Source organism: Pseudomonas sp. SWI36, assembly GCF_002948105.1.
In the GTDB taxonomy this organism is placed as follows: Bacteria; Pseudomonadota; Gammaproteobacteria; order Pseudomonadales; family Pseudomonadaceae; genus Aquipseudomonas; species Aquipseudomonas alloputida.
Genome location: NZ_CP026675.1, coordinates 3105258 through 3124781 on the forward strand (window position 1 = coordinate 3105258; position 19524 = coordinate 3124781).

A 19524-nucleotide genomic window follows, 5' to 3' on the forward strand; every position below is an offset into this window, starting at 1 on the left:
TCAAGCGCATTTTCACAGACTGCCGGATGCCCCTTTGACGCAGGCCCATGCCCCCCACGTATCGCCCCGCCCCTCGGCCTGCCCGGGGTTGTGGCGCATTGTCAGTGCCCGTGATGGCGGTATCTGCCGCATCAAGCTGCCGGGTGGCCTGCTGCTGGCCGAGCAGGCTGAAGCCGTGGCGGCGGCGGCGGAGCGTTTTGCTGGCGGCGTGATCGAGGCCACCAACCGTGGCAACCTGCAGATTCGCGGCATTGGCAGCGAGCATCGCGCTTTGGTCGAGGCACTGCTCGCAGCCGGCCTGGGACCACGCGATGCCGCGGGTGACGATGTGCGCAACGTGATGCTCAGCCCACTGGCCGGGCATGACCCGCTCATGCTGCTGGACGCCAGGCCGCTGGCCGGGCAGATCCTCGACCTGTTGGAAGGCACCCCGCGCTTTCACCAGCTGTCGGCCAAGTTCGCTGTGCAGCTGGATGCAGGCGAGCGCCTGGCGATGCTCGAACACCCCCATGACCTGTGGCTGTCGCCCCTGCACCTGGACCAGCAGACCTGGCTGGCGTTTGGCCTGGCAGGGTGCCCGGCAGAGGGCCAGGCGCTTGGTGCGGTGCCGCTGACGCAGGGCCTGATGCTGGTGCGCGCCGTGCTGGAGCGCTTCCTCGATCTGGCATCCCCGACGCAGACGCGCATGCGCCAGCTGCTTGAGGTGTACCCGCCAGCTGATTTTGTCGCTGGGCTCGGCCTGGACATCCGCTGCGATGCCGCCGTGCTCACATGGCGGCGTGAACAGCACCGCGCCTCGTGGTTGGGCAGGTTGCCCCAGGCGCAGGGTGTTGCCCTTGGCGTTGCCCCACCGCAAGGCCGCCTGACCCCCGCGATGCTGCGTGGCGCCGCACGTATTGCCCGTGAACTGGGCGATGCCAGTATGCGCCTTAGCCCCTGGCAAAGCCTGGTGCTGACCAACCTGCAAGCGCAGCACATCGATCAGGCCCTGGCCGAGCTGTCTGCGCTGGGGTTGCTGTGCCACGACCGTGAACCCCTGGCGCGTATCAGCGCCTGCACCGGTGCCAGCGGCTGCGCCAAGGCCCTTGCCGAGACCAAGGCCGACGCCGTTGTCCTGGCCGCGCTGCTGGGCCCTGGCGTGCCGGCCAGCGTGCACCTGTCCGGCTGCCCCCGTTCCTGCGCCGTGGCCCATGTTGCCCCGGCCACCTTGCTGGCCCGTTCGCCGGGCCGTTATGACCTGTACCTGCGTGATGCGCGCCAGCCAGGTTTCGGTGCCCTGCGCGCCACCGACCTTACCTTGAATGAAGCAGGCGCCATGCTCGACCTGCCGACGGAGCACCTTGATGATTGACTACATCCGCGATGGTCAGGAGATCTATCGCAATTCCTTCCGGATCATCCGCGAGGAAGCCCGACTCGAGCGGATCCCCGCAGACCTTGAAAAGCTCGCCGTGCGCGTGATCCACGCCTGTGGCATGGTCGACGCCATCGATGGCCTGCAGTTCTCCGACGGTGCCGGCCGGGCCGGGCGCGAGGCGCTGCTCAACGGCGCGCCGATCCTGTGCGATGCGCACATGGTGGCCGAAGGGATCACCCGGGCCCGCTTGCCAGCTGACAACAAAGTCATCTGCACCCTGCGTGACCCCAGCGTGCCGGGCCTGGCCAAAGACGCCGGCAACACACGCTCCGCCGTAGCCCTGGAACTGTGGCGCCCTTACCTGGAGGGCAGCGTGGTGGTCATCGGCAACGCCCCTACTGCGCTGTTCTACCTGTTGGAAATGCTCGACGCCGGTGCGCCCAAGCCGGCGCTGATCCTCGGTTTCCCGGTCGGTTTCGTCGGCGCTGCCGAGTCCAAGGCCATGCTCGCCGCCGACAGCCGTGGCGTGCCGTTCGTGATCATGCAAGGCCGCCTGGGCGGCAGCGCGATGGCCGCCGCGGCGGTCAACGCCCTGGCCACGGAGGTGGAATGATGGCGCCGCGCGGACGACTGCTTGGCCTGGGCGTGGGCCCTGGCGATCCTGAACTGATTACCCTCAAGGCCCTGCGCCTGTTGCGTGAGGCGCCGGTGGTCGGCTACTTCGTGGCCAAGGGCAAGCGTGGCAATGCCTTCGGCATTATCGAGGCGCACCTGCAGCCCGAGCAGACCCTGCTGCCGCTGGTCTACCCGGTCACCACCGAAGTGCTGCCGGCGCCGCTGTCCTATGAGCAAGTGATCAGCGACTTCTACGACGAAGCCAGCGTACAGGTGGCCGAGCACCTGGATGCCGGCCGCGACGTGGCGGTGATTTGCGAAGGCGACCCGTTCTTCTATGGCTCCTACATGTACTTGCATGACCGCCTGGCGCAGCGCTATGAGGCCGAAGTGATTCCGGGTGTCTGCTCCATGCTCGGTGGCGCTTCGGTGCTGGGGGCGCCGCTGGTGTACCGCAACCAGAGCCTTTCGGTGTTGTCCGGTGTGTTGCCCGCTGAAGAGCTCAAGCGCCGTCTGGCCGACGCCGATGCAGCGGTGATCATGAAACTTGGGCGCAACTTCCCCAAGGTGCGCGAAGTGCTGGCCGAACTGGGCCTGGACGGGCGTGCGCTGTATGTGGAACGGGCGACCATGGCCAACCAGAAGATCGTGCCGCTGGACCAGGTCGACCCGCAGTCGTCGCCCTACTTCTCGCTGATCATCGTGCCGGGGGAAAAATGGCAGGGCTGAACATGCACAAGGCACCAGCCATCGTCATTCTCGGCCCGGGCAGCCTGGCGACGGCGCAGCGTATCCAGGCCTGTTATCCACAGGCCGCGATCCATGGCCTCGAGGGGCGTGTCGAGGGTGCGGACCAGTCGTACGTGTCGTTCGGCGATACCCTGCGCGGGTTGTACCAGCAAGACACGCCGATCATCGCGTTGTGCGCCGCGGGTATCGTCATCCGCAGCCTGGCCAGCCTGCTCAGCGAGAAGGGCAGCGAGCCGCCGGTCCTGGCCGTGGCCGAGGATGGTAGCGCGGTAGTGCCGTTGCTTGGAGGCCTTGGTGGGGTGAACGTGATGGCGCGCGAAATCGCTGACGCGCTGGGCGTTTCCGCCGCCATCACTACCAGTGGCGAGCTGCGCTTTGGGACTTGCCTGCTGAACCCGCCGCAGGGCTATGCATTGGCTGACATCGAGCAAGGCAAGCGCTTTGTGTCCGACCTGTTGGCGGGTGAGTCTGTGCGCATCGAAGGTAACGCCCCGTGGCTGCAGCTGGCGCAGTTGCCCGCCAGCGAAGCGGCGCAGCGCACCATTCATGTGGGGCATCAGGCGCGCCCGGCCAACCGCGACGAGCTGCTGATCCACCCGCGCCTGGTGGTGGTGGGCGTTGCAGGTGGCAATCTGCACAGTATTCGCGCAGCCCTGCAGCAGGCCGGCATCGCCGAGCCCTCGGTAGCCTGCGTGCTGGCAGACGAGCGAACCATGGCCGACAGCGCGTTGCACGAAGCTGCGCAGGCCCTGGGTGTTCCCTTGCGCTTCGCCACCCGCTCTGGCGATGTGGCCAGCATGGTCGCTGCGGCGGTGCCCGATGCTGAGTTGATAGCGCTTGAAGAGGTCGTGGTTGCGGTGGCGCCTGCCCCGGTCGACGTAGCGCAGGTCGGCCGCCGTCGCGGTCGCCTGGCGGTCATCGGCCTTGGCCCAGGTGCGGCGGAACTGATGGTGCCGGCGGTCAAGGCCGAACTGGCGCAGGCCGAAGATGTGCTCGGTTACGAAACTTACGTGCGCATGGCTGGCCCGTTCCGCAGCGACCAGGTGCTGCACTGCACCGACAACCGCGAAGAGATGCAACGCGCCCGACATGCCTTCGAACTGGCGGCCCAAGGCCGTTCGGTGGTGGTGGTGTCGTCAGGTGACCCGGGCGTTTTCGCCATGGCCGCTGCGGTGCTCGAAGCATTGCACGAATCCAGCGACCCCACTTGGCATCGCGTTGACCTGCAGATCTTGCCGGGGGTATCCGCCTCGCTGGCAACCGCCGCCCAGGCAGGTGCACCGCTGGGGCATGACTTCTGCGTGATGTCGCTGTCGGACAACCTCAAGCCCTGGTCGATCATTGAAAAGCGCCTGGACCTGGCTGCCCAGGCCGACCTGGTGCTGGCCTTCTACAACCCGATCTCCAAGGCCAGGCCGCACCAGCTCGGTGTGGCCCTGGAAGTTGTGCGTCGCCACCGCGAGGGGAGCACGCCTGTAGTCCTTGGGCGCGACATCGGTAGGCCGGGGCAGACGCTTAAGGTAGTCACCTTGGCCGAGCTGCTGCCGGAAATGGTCGATATGCGCACCATGGTTCTGGTTGGCTCCTCTACAACCTGTGTATTCCCTCGCCTGTCGGGTGGGGTGTGGGCCTACACGCCGCGTTGGTACCCCACCGCCAACTAGTTGCGTCGGAAACTCTTCAGCGCGCTTTGTGGCCAGCGCGCTGGCTAAGGTGATTGCCCTTGACTCAAGGGGCAACCATCAAGGAGTTTCCAATGTCCGATGCAACCCAAATCACCACCACCGATGCCGCCATCCTGGTAGACGGCAACCTGCTTGCCTTCGGCGCGGGCATGTCTGCGCAAAGCCGTCATGATGTGAAGAATGCCTTCCACTTCGCCACGTTGGTCGCCGACAAAGCTTTTGACGCCGAAAAGCAGAGCCGGGAGTGGTACGACAAATTCATCGATGTCATGCGAGACCTTGGCTTTACCATCCCACGCCGTACCTTCGAACTTGAAACCTCGGTGGAACTGTCCGTCACCGTAGGCGCCGTGGCCATCCGCGCGATAGGTGTGGTCGGCAATGCGATGCTGGGCGGCACCAAGCTGGGTGAAGTGGCAAAGCGGGCGTTTGACAAAATGACCACAGTCGAAAACGACGCCAAGGTGCTCCACCACAAGCGCAAGAACAAAGCCAGGGGCCTGGTCGGCCTGGCCTCCTGCATTGAAACCTCAAAAAACGATGTGGTCATGGTGGTGAGCTGCATCCAGGCATCTGCCCCAGCACTGGACGACGATGTGCTCGGCATCCAGTGGAAGCTGGACAGGTCCGCTTACTACGCCGGCACGGCAGTGCTCACCCTCAATAACTTTGTCTACGACAAAGTCCGCGAAACCGTAGAAAACAAACTCGGCGTGCGCAGTGTCGAGAACGTGCTCGAGTACGACATCTGATTGCTCGGCGGCGTAGTCGCAACGCCGCCTTGTTCGGTTCTTTGTGACGAGGTAACACGATGGATAGAGCAGATGAGCAACTGATGTTGATTGGCGGAACAGCATTGCTGTATTCGCCAGGCGCAGTCGAGGCACAACGCCAGGCCGCTTTCGATTCAGTCCTGTACGCGCAGTTGGTAGCCAACAAGCACGCCGGTTCACGCGTGGACAATTATGAAAACTGGTATGCCGCGTATCGGGAGGCCTACCGCCAACTGGGCTGGATCAAGCTGGCCAGTACTCATGACCTGAAACCGTTGGGGCGACCTGTGCGCAACGCGCATATACAGCCACTTGAAGCGTGGCTGAAGATGCGTTCGCTTCGCCATGAGGCCGTGCTGGCGGCGATAAAGACGGGCCTTGGCCAGTCTGCTGAAGGCTTCCGGCACTTGCTGAGTTTCTGCGCGCATGATCAGGCGCAGTGCTCCACCCTGGTCATCGAACTTGGCGTACTCAAGCCGGGCCCGGCGCTGGACTTGTGCAGCATCTCGCTGCAAATCGACAAGCCACTCTCGCTAGTTTCGCTGGAGACATTTCTGGGCGAACAAGTACTTGAGGGCGAGGCCGAGTTCAACGGCGTTTCCCTGGCATTGGATGAAGGACGCTTCCAACGCCAGCGTGATGAATTGCAGGCCTTGATGAAAACCAAGGATGCACAGGCCGTTTACCGGTTCGACCCTTACGCACAACCTACAGGAGCAGCATCATGAGTGAAGCCACGTCTGCCGTGATCGGCGCTGGGATTGTTTCGTTCTTGCCGGGCGTCGACGCCGCGCAGAAAAACAAGGTGAAGCTGGCCTTGGCAATGGCCGAAAGAGCCACCGAGGCCGCTTTCAAAGAGGGGCTGATTAAAGACTGGTTCGCTTATTACCGTAACCAACTCAAATTCATGGGGTGGGATGCGGTAACGGCTGAGCAGATCCATTGGCCGGACAAGACGCGTACGCAACAGACGGATCAGGTGCTGCAGACCCTGTCCAAAACTGCCGGGGACAGCTTTGCATCGTCGGTCAAAGTGTCCATTCAAGCGTTGCTGACCAAGCCGTCGGTGCTGAAGGAACTTGAGAAAAAGGCATTCGAGATGCAGCACTTTCAAGTGTTGGCCTGTGCGCCGGCCGGTAATAACCGTGTCGACATGGTGATTTACCACGAAACGGACAAGCAGTCTGTTTTCAGTGCAGGGTTCATCAGCCGCAAGCGCAGTTACAAGAATGTGCGTGCGGAGCTGGTCCGGTTCAATATTCTGGCCTTCGAGAACAGCGTAATGCCAAAAGTGCAGGAAAGCGTCGTCAAGGTATCCCTGGCGCGCATTCATGACTATGCCATCTAAGGCACCAGGTACCCTTTGATCCCTGTAAAAATGATCTGCGCCGCCAGGGCACAGACGAACAGCCCCATCAAACGGCTGACGATCTGCAGGCCCTGGTCGCCCAGGATTCGCTCGATACCGTGGGACAGGTAAAGCACTAGGCCGACAGTGAAACTGGCCAGGGCAATGCTGACGATGGCCAGCAGTTTTTCATCCCAGTGCGGCTGGCTCACCCCCATCACCAGCAGGGCACCGATGGTACCGGGGCCAACGGTCAGCGGAATGGTCAGCGGTACGATGGTTACATCCTGCTGCACGTTGTCGGCCTGTACCGCCGGCTTGCCCTGGGCCATGCCCAGGGCCGAAATGAACAGCACGCTGCCGGCACCGATGCGGAAGGCATCGGCGGTGATGCCGAAAATTCCGAAGATCGCGCGCCCGAACAGGTAGAGCATCACGCTGGCGACCAAGGCTGCGAACGCGACCTTCCAGGCCAGTTGCTTGCGCTCCTTGCTGGAGTGGCCGCGGGTCAGGCTGATGAAACACGACAGCACGAAGAACGGGCTGTAGAGCACGAGCATTTTCAGGTAGACGCTGAACAACTCATGGAGCATGAGCAGTGTTCCTTGGGTTTATGCCGGCGCGGCCTTGTGTCGCGAGGCCGCTCCTGCAAGAGCATTGGATATCGGTCAGGACGTATGTGCCGGGTCCACCTTGGCTTCCCGGTGATTGGCCCAGTATTGAATCAGCTCACGCAACTGCGACAACTCCACCGGCTTGGCCATGTGTCCGTCCATGCCTGCCAGCCGCGCACGCTCCTTGTGTTCGGCGAGTATGTGCGCTGTCAGTGCCACCACCGGCGTGCGCTGGCGCTGGTTTTCTGCTTCCCAGGCCCGCAACTGCTGGGTGGCCGAGAAACCGTCCAGTATCGGCATCTCGCAGTCCATCAACACCAGGTCATAATGCTGCGCTTTCATTGCCTGCAAGGCCTCTTCGCCATTGCAGGCGGTATCGGGCTTGAGGTTGAGCTTGCCGAGCATGCTGCGGATCACCTTGGTCGAGATGCTGTTGTCTTCGGCGACCAGCACGCGGAAGTCGCCTGGCAGGTCCAGCGCCTGCGGGATGCCAGGCAGGCTGGCAGGCATCGCCTGTTCGCGGCCGCGCTGGGCCAGCTCCTCGGCCAGGGTGGTCTTCAATGTATAACCGGCCACCGGTTTGGCCAGTATTCGCTTGACCCCGGCGTTGCGCGCGATGACTTTGCTCGGCGCATTGCTGATGCCGGTGAGCATCACCACCAGGATGTCGTGGTTCAGGCTCGGGTCTTCCTTGATCTTGGCGGCCAGCTGCATGCCGGTCATACCGGGCATGTTCTGGTCCAGCAGCACCGCGTCGAAGTAGTCGCGCAGGTGTGCCTTGGTGCGCAAAAGGGCCAGAGCCTCCTTGCCTGACGGCACCGCGCTGACGTTCATGCCCCAGGCGCTGCACTGCTGTACAAGCACCTTGCGGCACGTGTCGTTGTCGTCGACCACCAGCACGCGGGCATCGCGCAGCGGGCTGTCGAGGTCCGCCGGTGGCTGTTCCAGGCGCGAAGGGTCCAGCGGCAAGGTCAGCCACAAGGTGTTGCCCATGCCGGTGCTGCTCTTGATGCCGAACTCGCCCTGCATCAGACCGATCAGCTGTTTGGCAATGACCAGCCCCAGATGGCCGCCCAGCTTGTTGCTGGAAAGGAAGTGGTGGCTGTGCAACTCGGCCTGCAGCAAGGCTTCACGGTCGGCGGCGGGCAACGGCTCGCCGCTGTCCTGCACGGCGATACGCAGGCGTGGCACATCGCCGCGTTGATCCAGCGCCACCACCAGCAGGATCTCGCCCTGGTCGGTGTTTTTCAGGGCGTTTTCCAGCAGGCTCGACAAGGCCTGGCGCAGGCGCGTCGGGTCTCCGCTGATGACCCGCGGTACTTGTGGCTGGGTGAAACTGATCAGCTCGATGTTCTGTTGCTCGGCCTTGGCGCGGAAGATGTTCAGGCAATCCTCGATCAGCGCGTTAAGGTCGAACTGCACATCATCCAGCTCGATCTGCCGGGATTCCAGCTTGGAAATGTCCAGAATTTCGTTGATCAGCGTCAGCAGCTCGTTGCCGGCGCTGTGGATGGTCTGCACATAATCTCGTTGCTTCACCGACAGCGGTGTGCCCAGCAGCAGTTCAGTCATGCCGAGCACGCCGTTCATCGGGGTGCGGATTTCGTGGCTGATCTTGGCCAGGAACTCGGCTTTGGCGTTGATTTCTGCATCGCTGGCGGCCAGCGCGCGGCTGGCGCTGAAACGCTCCTCGCTTATGCGCCGCAGCCGTTCACTGACCGCCAGGTTGAGCAGCAGGCCACTGACCACGGTCAGGCCCAGCAGGATACACAGCAGCCAGGGTGTCGAGGTGCGTGTCAGGCCCAGCAGGGCTGGCAGCAGTACCAGGCCTCCGAGGTTGAACACCACCATTGCCAGGCTGAACAGGCGTCCGGGCGCATAACCCTTGTACCAGTGGTAGCTGCTGACCAGCAGCATGCTCACGCTGCCCAGCGCCATCAGGGCGTAGGTCATCAGGTTCAATGGCAGGGTATCGACGAACAGCAGCACCAGGCCACTGAGCCCGACAATCAGCATCTCACCCTGCAGCAGGCGGTTAAGCCGTGGCGAATTGCACGGCGAAAAGAAATGTTGGGTGAAATACAACCCGGACAGGCCGGCCAGGACCAGTGTCAGATAGGCGGCAGGCGTTTGCGCACTGTGCCACACATGCCACCAAGGGCCGCTGAGGTTCAGCAGGATCAGACCGCTGAGCAGCATCAGGCCGTGGTAGAGCGCCAGAATCAGGGTGGTGCTGGAGCGGGTGTAGAGGAAGCGGATCAGGTTGTGCATGATCAGCATGATCAGGCCGCCGAACAGCATGCCGAACAGCAGCGGCTGGCGTTGGTCCGAGGCTGCCTCGGCCGCAGGTTCAAGGCTGATGGCCGGACGCAGCTGGTGCTCTGAGGCCAGGCGCAAGTAGATGTCCAGCGGTTGCCTGCTGTTGGGCAGGGGCAATACATGGTCGCTGCCTCGCAGGGTCGGGCTGGCATTGCCGGCCTGGCGCCCGTGGTGCAGCTGACGCAGAAGTTGTTCGCCTTCGAGGGCGTAGAGGTCCAGGCCAGAAAGGTCCGGGGCAAATACCCGCAGCAGCTGCTCCTGGTCACCTGGTGCCAGACGATAGTGCAGCCACAAGGCCTGTCCAGCCGGGGCAGCATCAAGGTCGGCGAGAGGCAGTGGGCTGAACTGGTTGCGATAGCGCTCGGAGCGCACATCGCTCAGTTGCAGGTTGGCCTGTTCGTCGAGCAGAACGGTCCAGCCACCGTCATGTTCGGCCGCAGCCGGAAACATGCAGAGCAGGGTCAGCAAGCTGACGATCAGAGCTGAGGCAATCCGAAGCCGACGCACTACGAAATCCCTTCTTGGCCGATGTGCCGGGTACTCACTATGCGCGGCGCGCCAAGTCGAAGGCAAGGCCCATTCCGGGCCCTGTCGACGAGCCGGATGCCGCAGGCTGAAACCGCTACGGCATACCGGTAGTACTTACTGCTGGTGCTCACCGCGCTCGCGGGCGATGGCCCGATAGCCGATGTCGGAACGGTAGAAGCTGCCGTTCCAGCTGACTTCCTTGGCCAGGCGGTAAGCCTGCTGCTGCGCGTCGGCAACGGTGCTGCCCATGGCGGTGGCACACAGCACGCGCCCGCCGTTGGTGGTTACCTTGCCATCCTTGAGCGCAGTACCGGCATGGAATACCTTGCCTTCGATCTTGGCGGCAGCGTCCAGGCCGTTGATCACGTCGCCCTTGGCGTAGTCGCCCGGGTAACCGCCCGCTGCCAGGACCACGCCCAGGCTCGGGCGCGGGTCCCACTGGGCTTCGACCTTGTCCAGTGCCTTGGCGAATGCAGCTTCCACCAGCAGGACCAGGCTCGACTCCAGGCGCAGCATGACCGGCTGGGTTTCCGGGTCGCCGAAGCGGCAGTTGAACTCGATGACCTTGGGGTTGCCCGCCTTGTCGATCATCAGGCCGGCGTAGAGGAAGCCGGTGTAGACGTTGCCTTCCTCGGCCATGCCGCGCACGGTTGGCCAGATCACCTGGTCCATCACGCGCTGGTGCACGTCGGCGGTAACGACCGGGGCAGGGGAGTAGGCGCCCATGCCGCCCGTGTTCGGGCCGGTGTCCTGGTCGCCGACGCGCTTGTGGTCCTGGCTGGTGGCCATGGGCAGCACATTGTGGCCGTCGACCATGACGATGAAGCTGGCTTCCTCGCCGTCGAGAAACTCTTCGATCACAACACGCGAACCTGCTTCACCGAAGGCGTTGCCAGCCAGCATGTCACGCACGGCGGCTTCGGCTTCTTCCAGCGTCATGGCGACGATCACGCCTTTGCCTGCCGCCAGGCCGTCGGCCTTGATCACGATTGGCGCGCCTTTTTCCTGCAGGTAGGCCAGCGCTGGCTCGATCTCGGTGAAATTCTGGTAGTCGGCGGTCGGGATCTTGTGACGCGCCAGGAAATCCTTGGTGAAGGCCTTGGAGCCTTCCAGCTGGGCCGCGCCCTTGGTTGGACCGAAGCAGTCCAGGCCGCGGCTGCGGAACAGGTCGACCACGCCGATAACCAGCGGTGCTTCCGGGCCGACGATGGTCAGGTCGACGTTTTTCTCGGCGAAGTCGGCCAGTTGCTCCAGGGCGCACACGTCGATGGCGACGTTCTCGCACTTGGCTTCAATGGCGGTACCGGCGTTGCCCGGGGCAACGAAGACTTTCTCGACGCGTGGGTCCTGGGCGACTTTCCAGGCCAGGGCGTGCTCACGGCCGCCGCTGCCGATGATCAAAACTTTCATGTCAAAACCTCGATTCAAGTGATCCCGTGGCTTGCGCCGAACACTGTGGGAGCGGGCTTGCTCGCGAATGCGGCGGTGAATCCACCATCGTATTCGCGGGCAAGCCCGCTCCCACAGGATCTCGACTCGCCTCGGGATCCGCGTAATTAGTGGCGGAAGTGGCGCATGCCAGTGAAGACCATCGCGATGCCGGCCTCGTCGGCAGCAGCGATGACTTCAGCATCACGCATCGAACCACCCGGCTGGATCACGGCGCTGATACCCACTTTAGCTGCATTGTCGATGCCGTCACGGAACGGGAAGAATGCATCCGACGCCATGACCGCGCCCTGCACCTGCAGGCCAGCGTGCTCGGCCTTGATTGCAGCGATGCGGGCGGAGTTGACGCGGCTCATCTGGCCGGCGCCGACGCCGATGGTCTGGCGCTGCTTGGCGTAGACAATGGCGTTGGACTTGACGAACTTGGCCACTTTCCAGGCGAATACCAGGTCGTGGATCTCTTGCTCGGTCGGGGCACGCTTGGTGACGATCTTCAGGTCATCGGCGGTGATCATGCCGATATCGCGGCTTTGCACCAGCAGGCCACCGTTGACGCGCTTGAAGTCCCAACCGGCAGCGCGCTCGGCTGGCCACTCGCCGCACTCCAGCAGGCGTACGTTCTGTTTGGCAGCCACCACGTCGCGGGCGGCCTGGGAGATTTTCGGGGCGATGATCACTTCGACGAACTGGCGGTCGACAATGGCCTTGGCGGTTTCGCCGTCCAGTTCACGGTTGAATGCGATGATGCCGCCGAACGCCGATTCGGTGTCGGTCGCGTAGGCCAGGTCGTAGGCTTTGCGGATGCCGCCTTCGTCTTCAGGTACTACCGCCACGCCGCACGGGTTGGCGTGCTTGACGATGACGCAGGCCGGCTTGACGAAGCTCTTTACGCATTCCAGCGCAGCGTCAGTGTCGGCCACGTTGTTGAATGACAGTTCCTTGCCTTGCAGCTGGACAGCGGTGGAAATGCTGGCTTCGCCTTTCTTGGCTTCTACATAGAACGCCGCGCTCTGGTGCGGGTTCTCGCCGTAACGCATTTCCTGTGCCTTGACGAACTGGCTGTTGAAGGTGCGCGGGAATTCGCTGCGCGCCTCGGTGCTCAGAGTGTCCTTGGCCTGGTCGATGGTGCCCATGTAGTTGGCGATCATGCCGTCGTAGGCGGCAGTGTGCTCGAACGCCTTGAGCATCAGGTCGAAGCGCTGGGCATAGGTCAGGCCACCGGCCTTGAGGCCTTCGACGATGCCGGCGTAGTCGCTGGCGTTGACCACGATGGCCACGTCCTTGTGGTTCTTGGCTGCCGAACGGACCATGGTCGGGCCGCCGATGTCGATGTTCTCGATGGCGGTCGGCAGGTCACAGCCAGGCTTGGAAATGGTGGCTTCGAACGGGTACAGGTTGACCGCAACCAGGTCGATCGGCTTGATGCCGTGCTCGTTCATGATGGCGTCGTCGGTGCCACGACGGCCGAGGATACCGCCGTGGATCTTCGGGTGCAGGGTTTTGACCCGGCCATCCATCATTTCGGCGAAGCCGGTGTAGTCGGCCACTTCCACCGCGTTTACGCCGTTGTCCTTGAGCAGCTTGTAGGTGCCGCCGGTGGACAGGATCTCGACACCGAGCTGCTGCAGCTCACGGGCGAATTCGAGGATACCGGTCTTGTCGGAGACGCTGATCAGGGCGCGGCGGACTGGCAGGCGGGTAGTCTGGTCGGTCATTTCGGGTTCCAATAACGCGGTGGAGTCAGCAAAAAAGGCGCCTCTGTTCAGGGAGTCGCCTTTTCTGGATGGGATTCTGGCTTACAACAAGTCGTACTGCTTGAGCTTCTTGCGCAGGGTGCCTCGGTTCAGCCCGAGCATCTCGCTGGCCTTGGTCTGGTTGCCCTTCACGTAGTTCATCACGCTTTCGAGCAGGGGCGCCTCGACTTCGGAGAGCACCAGGTTGTACACGTCCGTCACGGTCGCGCCTTCCAGGTGGGCGAAGTAGTTGTGCAGCGCCTTCTCGACGCTGTCGCGAAGGGTCTGGCCCTCTTCGCTCGGCGTGTTGAGGTGCTGTTTCAGGTTGGCGTTGTCGCTCACGGGCGTTGTTCCACTCACAAATGTCTCGGTCATCATCGTCATGCGGCCACCCCTTGTCCGTCCTCTGTCTCAAGGCTCTGTCGACGTTCGCTGAAAAACGCGCGAACGTTGGCGCACTGCGCTTGTGTGTCTTCCAAAGCGTTGAACCGGGCGCGAAACTCCTTGCCGCCGGGTCGTGTTGCCAGGTACCAGCCAACGTGCTTGCGGGCGATACGTACGCCCATCACATCGCCATAGAAGGCATGCAGCGCGGCCAGATGCTCCAGCAGGATGCGTTCCACTTCGTCCAGTTGCGGCGCTGGCAGATGTTCGCCAGTGCGCAGGTAATGCTCGATCTCGCGAAAGATCCATGGCCGCCCCTGGGCAGCCCGGCCAATCAACAGGCCATCGACCCCGGTGGTTTCCAGCACCGCCCGGGCCTTTTCTGGCGAGGTGATATCGCCGTTGGCAAAAACCGGGATTGACACCGCCTGCTTGATGGCAGCGATGGTGTCGTACTCGGCTTCGCCGGTGTACAGGTCGGCACGTGTGCGGCCATGCACCGCCAGCGCCTGGATGCCAGCCTGTTCGGCGATCTTCGCCACGTTCAGGCCGTTCTTGTTCGCCCGGTCCCATCCGGTGCGGATTTTCAGGGTCACCGGTACGTCCACGGCGCTGACCACGGCGTGGAGGATCTCGCTGACCAAGGCTTCATCTCTCAATAAAGCAGAGCCTGCGGCTTTGTTGCAGACTTTTTTTGCCGGACAGCCCATGTTGATATCGATGATCTGGGCACCCGCCTCGACATTGGCCTTTGCCGCCGCTGCCATCATCTGCGCATCGCCGCCGGCGATCTGCACCGAGCGTGGCTCGGGATCACCTTCATGGATGCGGCGCAGGCTCGACTTGCGGCTGTTCCACAGGCTCATGTCGCTGCTAACCATTTCCGACACCACCATACCGGCGCCCAGGCGCTGGCAAAGTGTACGGAAAGGCTGGTCCGTGACCCCGGCCATGGGCGCGAGGATCAGGTTGTTACGTAGTGTGTATTGGCCGATGCGTACCGCCGACATAGGTGATCCCTGTTGTGGGGCCGAATCTTGGAGTTCGAAAAAGGGTTGGCATGATACCCGCTCTCGATGACTGGATAAAGATGGATTTGGATAAAATCTGAACAGTTGTCGGCTTATGCCTTTGCGCTTCAAGCAGCAGGCGACAGGACGAAAAGCAGTCGCGGTTGGGGCTTCTTGTCTTGTCGCTCGCTGCTGGCCGCTTGTCGCCTACTCCGGCGAACGGAAGCTCAGGCTGTAATTCACGGCCTTCGGCCCAGGGTCGAGGATGTCCAGGGCAATGTGGATTGGCGTCTGGCTGGGCATTTCACCACGCCCTGCCAGTTCGCCCGACAGGTACTCGCTGGGCTTGAAGCGACGGCTGGCGATCAGTTGGCCATTGAGGTCGGCGAAGCGCAGCTCCAGCAACGGGAATGGCTGGGCGAACGGCGCGCGGTTGTAGATGATCGCGTCGACAATCAGCGCGCCCTTGAAGTCCGGGTGGCTGCGTACCACCAGATTGCTGCTCTTGATGCGTGCAATATCGACGCGGGTAGGCACCTGGCAACCGACCATCGGGCAGATCTGCTGGAAAATCGGCCGATACTGGTCCTGGCGGGCCATTTCGTCGAAGTGGAACCACACGTACTGGAACGCGAGCAGGCCGGCAGCCAGCAGGGTCAGAAAGCCCCACAGCAGGCGCTTGCCCCAGTTGGGTGCGGGTTTTTCCCAGCCTAGCTGCAAGGGGTCGTCGACCACATCGACCAGCGGCTCCTTGCGCGAGGGGCGCTCGGGTTTGCCGGCAAGGCCTGGTTCCAGGCGCTCTCCGGGCAGCGGCTCGACGGGCTCGTCGTCATGCGCCGACAGGCGCAGCGCCAGTGGCTCGTCGTCGCGGGCGCTCAGGCCCGTTTCCGGGGTTTCGTCATCGCTGATGCGCAGCGGTTCGCTGAATGCGGGCTGGTCATCGCGTTCGGCCGCACCGTGCACGGGGGGCTCGCCATCGATGTCCAGGTCAAGGTTGCTGCCCAGGGTAGGCTCGGTGCGTTCGCCGGGTGCAGGCTCCAGGTCGAGCTCCAAAGGTTCCGGTTCCAGCAGCACCGGGGTAGGCTCTGCCGGTTCCTGCGGCACGTAGGGCTCATCGGTAGCCGTGCCGAAAAGGTCTTCTGCGTGCTCGTCCGGGTGAAGTTCATCGCGCCGTGCCTGCAGCTTGTCATCCTGGCTGGCCGGGTGGGTCGGGGCCGGTTGGCCACGACGCTCCAGGCGCTCCAGTTCCTTGTCGAGGTCGAGCTCGTCCAGCGCCTGGGCAGTCAGCGCCCAGTCCTGGTCAGGGGGGGTGCCGCGTACGCTGGTGGCAGGCTCTTGCGCCGGCTCGGCCAGCGGCTCGGCAGGCACTGCAGGTACCGGTGCCGGCACCACGGGGGCGCTGGTGGTGGCGGCGCGGTTTTGCTCCAGCAGCTGCTTGGCGGCATTGAATACCTGCAGGCAGTGACCGCAGCGCACCACGCCACGGGCCACGCCCAACTGGTGGTGGGTGACGCGAAAGCTGGTCTGGCAATGCGGGCACTGGGTGACGAAACTGTCGGTCATGCGGCGATCCGGGAGCTGTGCAGAAAAGTATTCTAGGCCCGCTTAGCGACGCCGACCACTGATGCGCACCCAGCCGTCGCGCACGACGATCGGGTCCAGTTCAAAGTCGGCGGCATAAGCGGCGGCCACGTCTTCACCTTGCTCGGCGAGGATGCCCGAAAGCGCCAGCAGGCCACCTGGGCGAACCAGGCCGGACAACTGTGGCGCCAGCGACACCAGCGGGCCGGCGAGGATGTTGGCAACCAGCACGTCGGCCTGCATCGCCGGCATGTGTTCGGGCAGGTACAGCGCCAGTTTCTCGTCGGCAATGCCGTTGCGTTGGGCGTTGTCGCGCGAAGCCTCGATGGCCTGCACGTCGATGTCGGTGCCTACCGCTTCGCGGGCGCCCAGCAGCAGCGCAGCGATGGCCAGGATGCCCGAACCGCAGCCAAAGTCCAGCACCTGGGTGCCTTCAAGCTGCTGGCCGTCGAGCCATTCCAGGCACAGGGCCGTGGTGGGGTGGGTGCCGGTGCCAAAGGCCAGGCCCGGGTCGAGCAGCAGGTTCACGGCGTCCTTTTCCGGGGCATCGTGCCAGCTGGGCACGATCCACAGGCGGCGGCCGAAGCGCATCGGCTGGAAGTTGTCCATCCAGCTGCGTTCCCAGTCCTGGTCCTCGATCACCTCGGCCTGGTGCTCGGGCAGCTCGGCGCCGGTCAGCAGGCGCAGGTGGGAGAACACCTGTTCAGGGTCGGCATCGGCCTCGAACAGCGCCAGCAGGTGAGTGTGCGACCACAGCGGGGTGGTGTTGAGGTCTGGTTCGAAGATCGGTTGATCTTCGGCATCCATGAACGTGACCGAGACGGCGCCTACTTCAAGCAGCGCATCTTCATAGGTTTCGGCTTGTTCCGGGCTGATGGCCAGGCGTACTTGCAGCCAGGGCATGGCGGGCACCTTTGATAAATCGACAGGGGCAGCCCTAGGCTGCGCGAAGGCTGGCAGTTTACGCGAGTGCGGGGGATTTGTGGATCGGGGGCTGCACTGCAGCCCCCCGGGCATGTATCAGACAAAACAGAGCGACAGCGACTCGGCTATATAAGCAGGTTTCTCTTCACCCTCAATCTCCAGCGTGGCAATCGCCTTGAGTAGCCACTGCCCCGGCTTTTTCTCCACCACCTCGCCCAGCTTTACCTTCAGCCGAACCCGGCTGTCGACCTTGACCGGCTGAATGAAGCGCACGCTGTCCAGCCCGTAGTTCACCACCATCTTCAGCCCTTGCGGCAGGACGAGGATGTCCTCGATCAGCTTGGGGATCAGCGACAAGGTCAGGAAACCATGGGCGATCGTGCCGCCAAACGGGGTTTTTGCCGCCTTCTCAGGGTCGACATGGATGAACTGGAAATCGCCGGTCGCTTCGGCGAACAGGTTGATGCGCTGCTGGTCGATCTTCAACCACTCCGAGTGGCCCAGCTCCTTGCCAACGTACTGCGAAAGCTCTGTAACCGGTACATGGGGCATCGCGGACTCTCCGGGTTGTCAGTTGGTACGAAAGTACAAGATCAGCACGGCGAACCGTTTCAGTCAAGTTGCCCGCTTTTCGGCGAATGTCGGTCTACAGCCGAGCGTGCTTATAATGGCGGCCATGCCCGAGGGAGATGCTTATGCTGTTGCGTGGTTTGACCTGGCTGGTACTGTTCCAGCTGCTGGGGACGGCGATCAATCACCTGTTCGTGCCGTTTTTGCCCGGGCCGATCATCGGCCTGTTGTTGCTGCTGCTCTTCCTCATGGCCCGCGGTGAGGTCGGCAAGCCGCTGAATGAGGCCGCCAGCAGCTTGCTGCGCTATCTCCCGCTACTGCTGGTGCCGCCGGCAGTCGGGGTGATGGTATATGCCAAGGACATTGCCGCCGACTTCTGGGCGATTGCCGGGGCCTTGCTGATCTCCTGTCTCGTGACCCTGGTGTTCGTCGGTGTGCTGATGCAAAAGCTCATCCAGCGCCAGGGCAAGCGTGAGGAGCAGCCATGATGCTCGATTGGCAGGGCGCGCTCGATGCGGTCATTCATCACCCATTGTTCGGTATCGGCATCACGCTGGGGGCCTATCAGGTAGTGCTGGCAGCCTACGAGAAAACCCGCTGGATCTTCCTGCAACCTGTATTGGTATCGATGCTGCTGGTGATCGGTGTGTTGCTGCTGTGCGGCATCGATTACAGCGAGTACCGCAAAAGCACCGAAATCATGAACATCCTGCTGGGGCCCGCTACGGTGGCCCTGGCTGTGCCGCTCTATCTCAACCTGCGGCGGATCCGCCAGCTGTTCTGGCCTACATTTACTACGCTGGTAGTCGGAGGCCTGTTCGCCACGCTCTGCTGCCTGGTGCTGGGTTTGTGGTTCGGTGCCGAGCACATGATCCTGATGACCATGGCGCCGAAGTCCGTCACCTCGCCGATCGCCATGCTGGTGGCTGAGCAGATTGGTGGCGTGGCGGCCCTGGCGGCAGTGTTCGTGTTGATTACCGGGGTGATCGGGGCGATCTTCGGCCCGGCGTTGCTGAGCCGCTTCGGCGTGCACAGCCCTGAGGCGCGCGGCATGTCGCTGGGCGTGACCGCGCACGCAGTGGGCACTTCGGTGGCCCTGCAGGAAAGTGACGAATGCGGCGCCTTTGCCGCGCTGGCGATGAGCCTGATGGGAGTGGCTACAGCGGTGTTCCTGCCGCTGGCGGTCAGCCTGGTGGCTTGAGGAATTGTGATGACGCTACCGCTGTTTCCGCTCAATACCGTGCTGTTTCCTGGCTGCTTTCTCGATTTGCAGATTTTCGAGGCGCGCTACCTGGACATGATCGGGCGCTGCATGAAGCAGGGCGAAGGGTTTGGTGTGGTGTGCATCCTTGAGGGCGAGCAAGTCGGCAAGGCGCCGCCGGTGGTCGCCTCGATCGGCTGTGAAGCGGTGATCCGCGACTTCGTGCAGCAGGATAACGGCTTGCTGGGTATCCGCGTCGAGGGCGTGCGGCGCTTCAATCTGGAAAGCTCCGAGGTGCAGAAGGACCAGTTGCTGGTGGGCCAGGTGCAATGGCTGCCGGAGCAGGCCGACAGCCCGTTGCTGGAAGCCGATGACGACCTATTGGCGCTGCTGGTGGCTCTGGGTGAGCACCCCATGGTCGAAGCGCTGGGCATGCCGCGGCCGGTGGACGGGCGTCAGGCGCTGGCCAATCAGCTGGCGTACCTGTTGCCGTTCATGGAAGAGGACAAGCTGGACCTGCTGACCCTCGATTCGCCACAGCAGCGGCTGGGCGAGATTCAGAAACTGCTGGAGCGGATTCAGGGTGAGTTGTTCGCCTGATGGTTCTGTATTGCCTGTGCCGGCCCCTTCGCGGGTAAACCCGCTCCTACGACAAGCGCCATCCCCGCGTAGGAGCGGGTTCA

19 protein-coding genes are annotated in these 19524 nt (G+C 63.1%); 10 read left to right on the forward strand and 9 right to left on the reverse strand.

What is annotated here, in order from left to right; all coding sequences use genetic code 11:
• Positions 1-19: 19 nt before the first annotated feature.
• The 7 genes from cobG to C4Q27_RS14850 all read left to right on the forward strand — a co-directional run bounded on the left by cobG (position 20) and on the right by C4Q27_RS14850 (position 6528).
• Positions 20-1351, forward strand: coding sequence for a precorrin-3B synthase (gene cobG, locus C4Q27_RS14820; protein WP_104887003.1), 1332 nt, complete (start codon positions 20-22; stop codon positions 1349-1351).
• Positions 1344-1970, forward strand: a complete 627-nt coding sequence (locus C4Q27_RS14825) for a precorrin-8X methylmutase (RefSeq protein ID WP_003249670.1) — start codon at positions 1344-1346, stop codon at positions 1968-1970. Before cobG ends, C4Q27_RS14825 begins: the two co-directional genes overlap by 8 nt.
• A complete protein-coding gene (locus C4Q27_RS14830; protein WP_047604704.1) occupies positions 1970-2701 on the forward strand; it encodes a precorrin-2 C(20)-methyltransferase in 732 nt (243 codons plus the stop codon). Before C4Q27_RS14825 ends, C4Q27_RS14830 begins: the two co-directional genes overlap by 1 nt.
• Positions 2689-4386 (forward strand): precorrin-3B C(17)-methyltransferase, encoded by a 1698-nt coding sequence (gene cobJ, locus C4Q27_RS14835; RefSeq protein WP_104887004.1) that lies wholly within the window; start codon positions 2689-2691, stop codon positions 4384-4386. Before C4Q27_RS14830 ends, cobJ begins: the two co-directional genes overlap by 13 nt.
• Positions 4387-4478: 92 nt before the next feature.
• Positions 4479-5159, forward strand: coding sequence for a hypothetical protein (locus C4Q27_RS14840; protein ID WP_012053823.1), 681 nt, complete (start codon positions 4479-4481; stop codon positions 5157-5159).
• A gap of 59 nt (positions 5160-5218) precedes the next feature.
• Complete coding sequence (locus C4Q27_RS14845; protein ID WP_012053822.1) at positions 5219-5908, forward strand: hypothetical protein; 690 nt, start codon at positions 5219-5221, stop codon at positions 5906-5908.
• On the forward strand, positions 5905-6528 hold the full coding sequence (locus C4Q27_RS14850; RefSeq protein WP_012053821.1) for a hypothetical protein: 624 nt from the start codon (positions 5905-5907) through the stop codon (positions 6526-6528). The genes C4Q27_RS14845 and C4Q27_RS14850 overlap by 4 nt, the downstream gene beginning before the upstream one ends.
• On the opposite strand, the gene C4Q27_RS14855 is transcribed toward C4Q27_RS14850, so the two are convergent.
• From C4Q27_RS14855 to C4Q27_RS14895, 9 genes are all read right to left on the reverse strand, one after another.
• Positions 6525-7121, reverse strand: a complete 597-nt coding sequence (locus C4Q27_RS14855) for a MarC family protein (protein ID WP_012053820.1) — start codon at positions 7119-7121, stop codon at positions 6525-6527. The genes C4Q27_RS14850 and C4Q27_RS14855 overlap by 4 nt on opposite strands.
• A 75-nt stretch (positions 7122-7196) precedes the next feature.
• A complete protein-coding gene (locus C4Q27_RS14860; RefSeq protein ID WP_064491153.1) occupies positions 7197-9968 on the reverse strand; it encodes a hybrid sensor histidine kinase/response regulator in 2772 nt (923 codons plus the stop codon).
• Between the two features lie 135 nt (positions 9969-10103).
• Entirely contained in the window at positions 10104-11399 is a 1296-nt protein-coding gene (gene purD, locus C4Q27_RS14865; RefSeq protein ID WP_003249685.1) for a phosphoribosylamine--glycine ligase, read from the reverse strand.
• Positions 11400-11545: 146 nt separating this feature from the next.
• Positions 11546-13153, reverse strand: a complete 1608-nt coding sequence (purH, locus tag C4Q27_RS14870; protein WP_003249687.1) for a bifunctional phosphoribosylaminoimidazolecarboxamide formyltransferase/IMP cyclohydrolase — start codon at positions 13151-13153, stop codon at positions 11546-11548.
• An 81-nt stretch (positions 13154-13234) separates the two neighbouring features.
• On the reverse strand, positions 13235-13555 hold the full coding sequence (gene fis, locus C4Q27_RS14875; RefSeq protein WP_012274390.1) for a DNA-binding transcriptional regulator Fis: 321 nt from the start codon (positions 13553-13555) through the stop codon (positions 13235-13237).
• Positions 13552-14565 (reverse strand): tRNA dihydrouridine synthase DusB, encoded by a 1014-nt coding sequence (gene dusB, locus C4Q27_RS14880; RefSeq protein ID WP_003249695.1) that lies wholly within the window; start codon positions 14563-14565, stop codon positions 13552-13554. The genes fis and dusB overlap by 4 nt, the downstream gene beginning before the upstream one ends.
• A gap of 207 nt (positions 14566-14772) precedes the next feature.
• Positions 14773-16128: a DUF3426 domain-containing protein gene (locus C4Q27_RS14885; RefSeq protein ID WP_064491152.1), complete on the reverse strand. Its 1356-nt coding sequence runs from the start codon at positions 16126-16128 to the stop codon at positions 14773-14775.
• 42 nt (positions 16129-16170) lie between these two features.
• The gene (prmA, locus tag C4Q27_RS14890; protein WP_064491151.1) at positions 16171-17049 is read right to left on the reverse strand and encodes a 50S ribosomal protein L11 methyltransferase; all 879 of its coding nucleotides are present in this window, start codon (positions 17047-17049) and stop codon (positions 16171-16173) included.
• Between the two features lie 117 nt (positions 17050-17166).
• Positions 17167-17622 carry a MaoC family dehydratase gene (locus C4Q27_RS14895; protein ID WP_010955428.1) on the reverse strand — a complete coding sequence of 152 codons (456 nt, stop codon included), beginning with the start codon at positions 17620-17622 and terminating at the stop codon, positions 17167-17169.
• Between the two features lie 143 nt (positions 17623-17765).
• Between C4Q27_RS14895 and C4Q27_RS14900 the strand changes: the two genes are divergently transcribed.
• Genes C4Q27_RS14900 through C4Q27_RS14910 form a run of 3 tightly spaced genes read left to right on the forward strand, consistent with a single transcriptional unit; the run spans position 17766 to position 19441 of the window.
• The gene (locus C4Q27_RS14900; RefSeq protein ID WP_049586734.1) at positions 17766-18128 is read left to right on the forward strand and encodes a CidA/LrgA family protein; all 363 of its coding nucleotides are present in this window, start codon (positions 17766-17768) and stop codon (positions 18126-18128) included.
• Positions 18125-18841: an LrgB family protein gene (locus C4Q27_RS14905; protein WP_064491150.1), complete on the forward strand. Its 717-nt coding sequence runs from the start codon at positions 18125-18127 to the stop codon at positions 18839-18841. Before C4Q27_RS14900 ends, C4Q27_RS14905 begins: the two co-directional genes overlap by 4 nt.
• Before the next feature lie 9 nt (positions 18842-18850).
• Positions 18851-19441 carry an LON peptidase substrate-binding domain-containing protein gene (locus C4Q27_RS14910; protein ID WP_003249708.1) on the forward strand — a complete coding sequence of 197 codons (591 nt, stop codon included), beginning with the start codon at positions 18851-18853 and terminating at the stop codon, positions 19439-19441.
• The last annotated feature ends 83 nt before the right edge of the window (positions 19442-19524 follow it).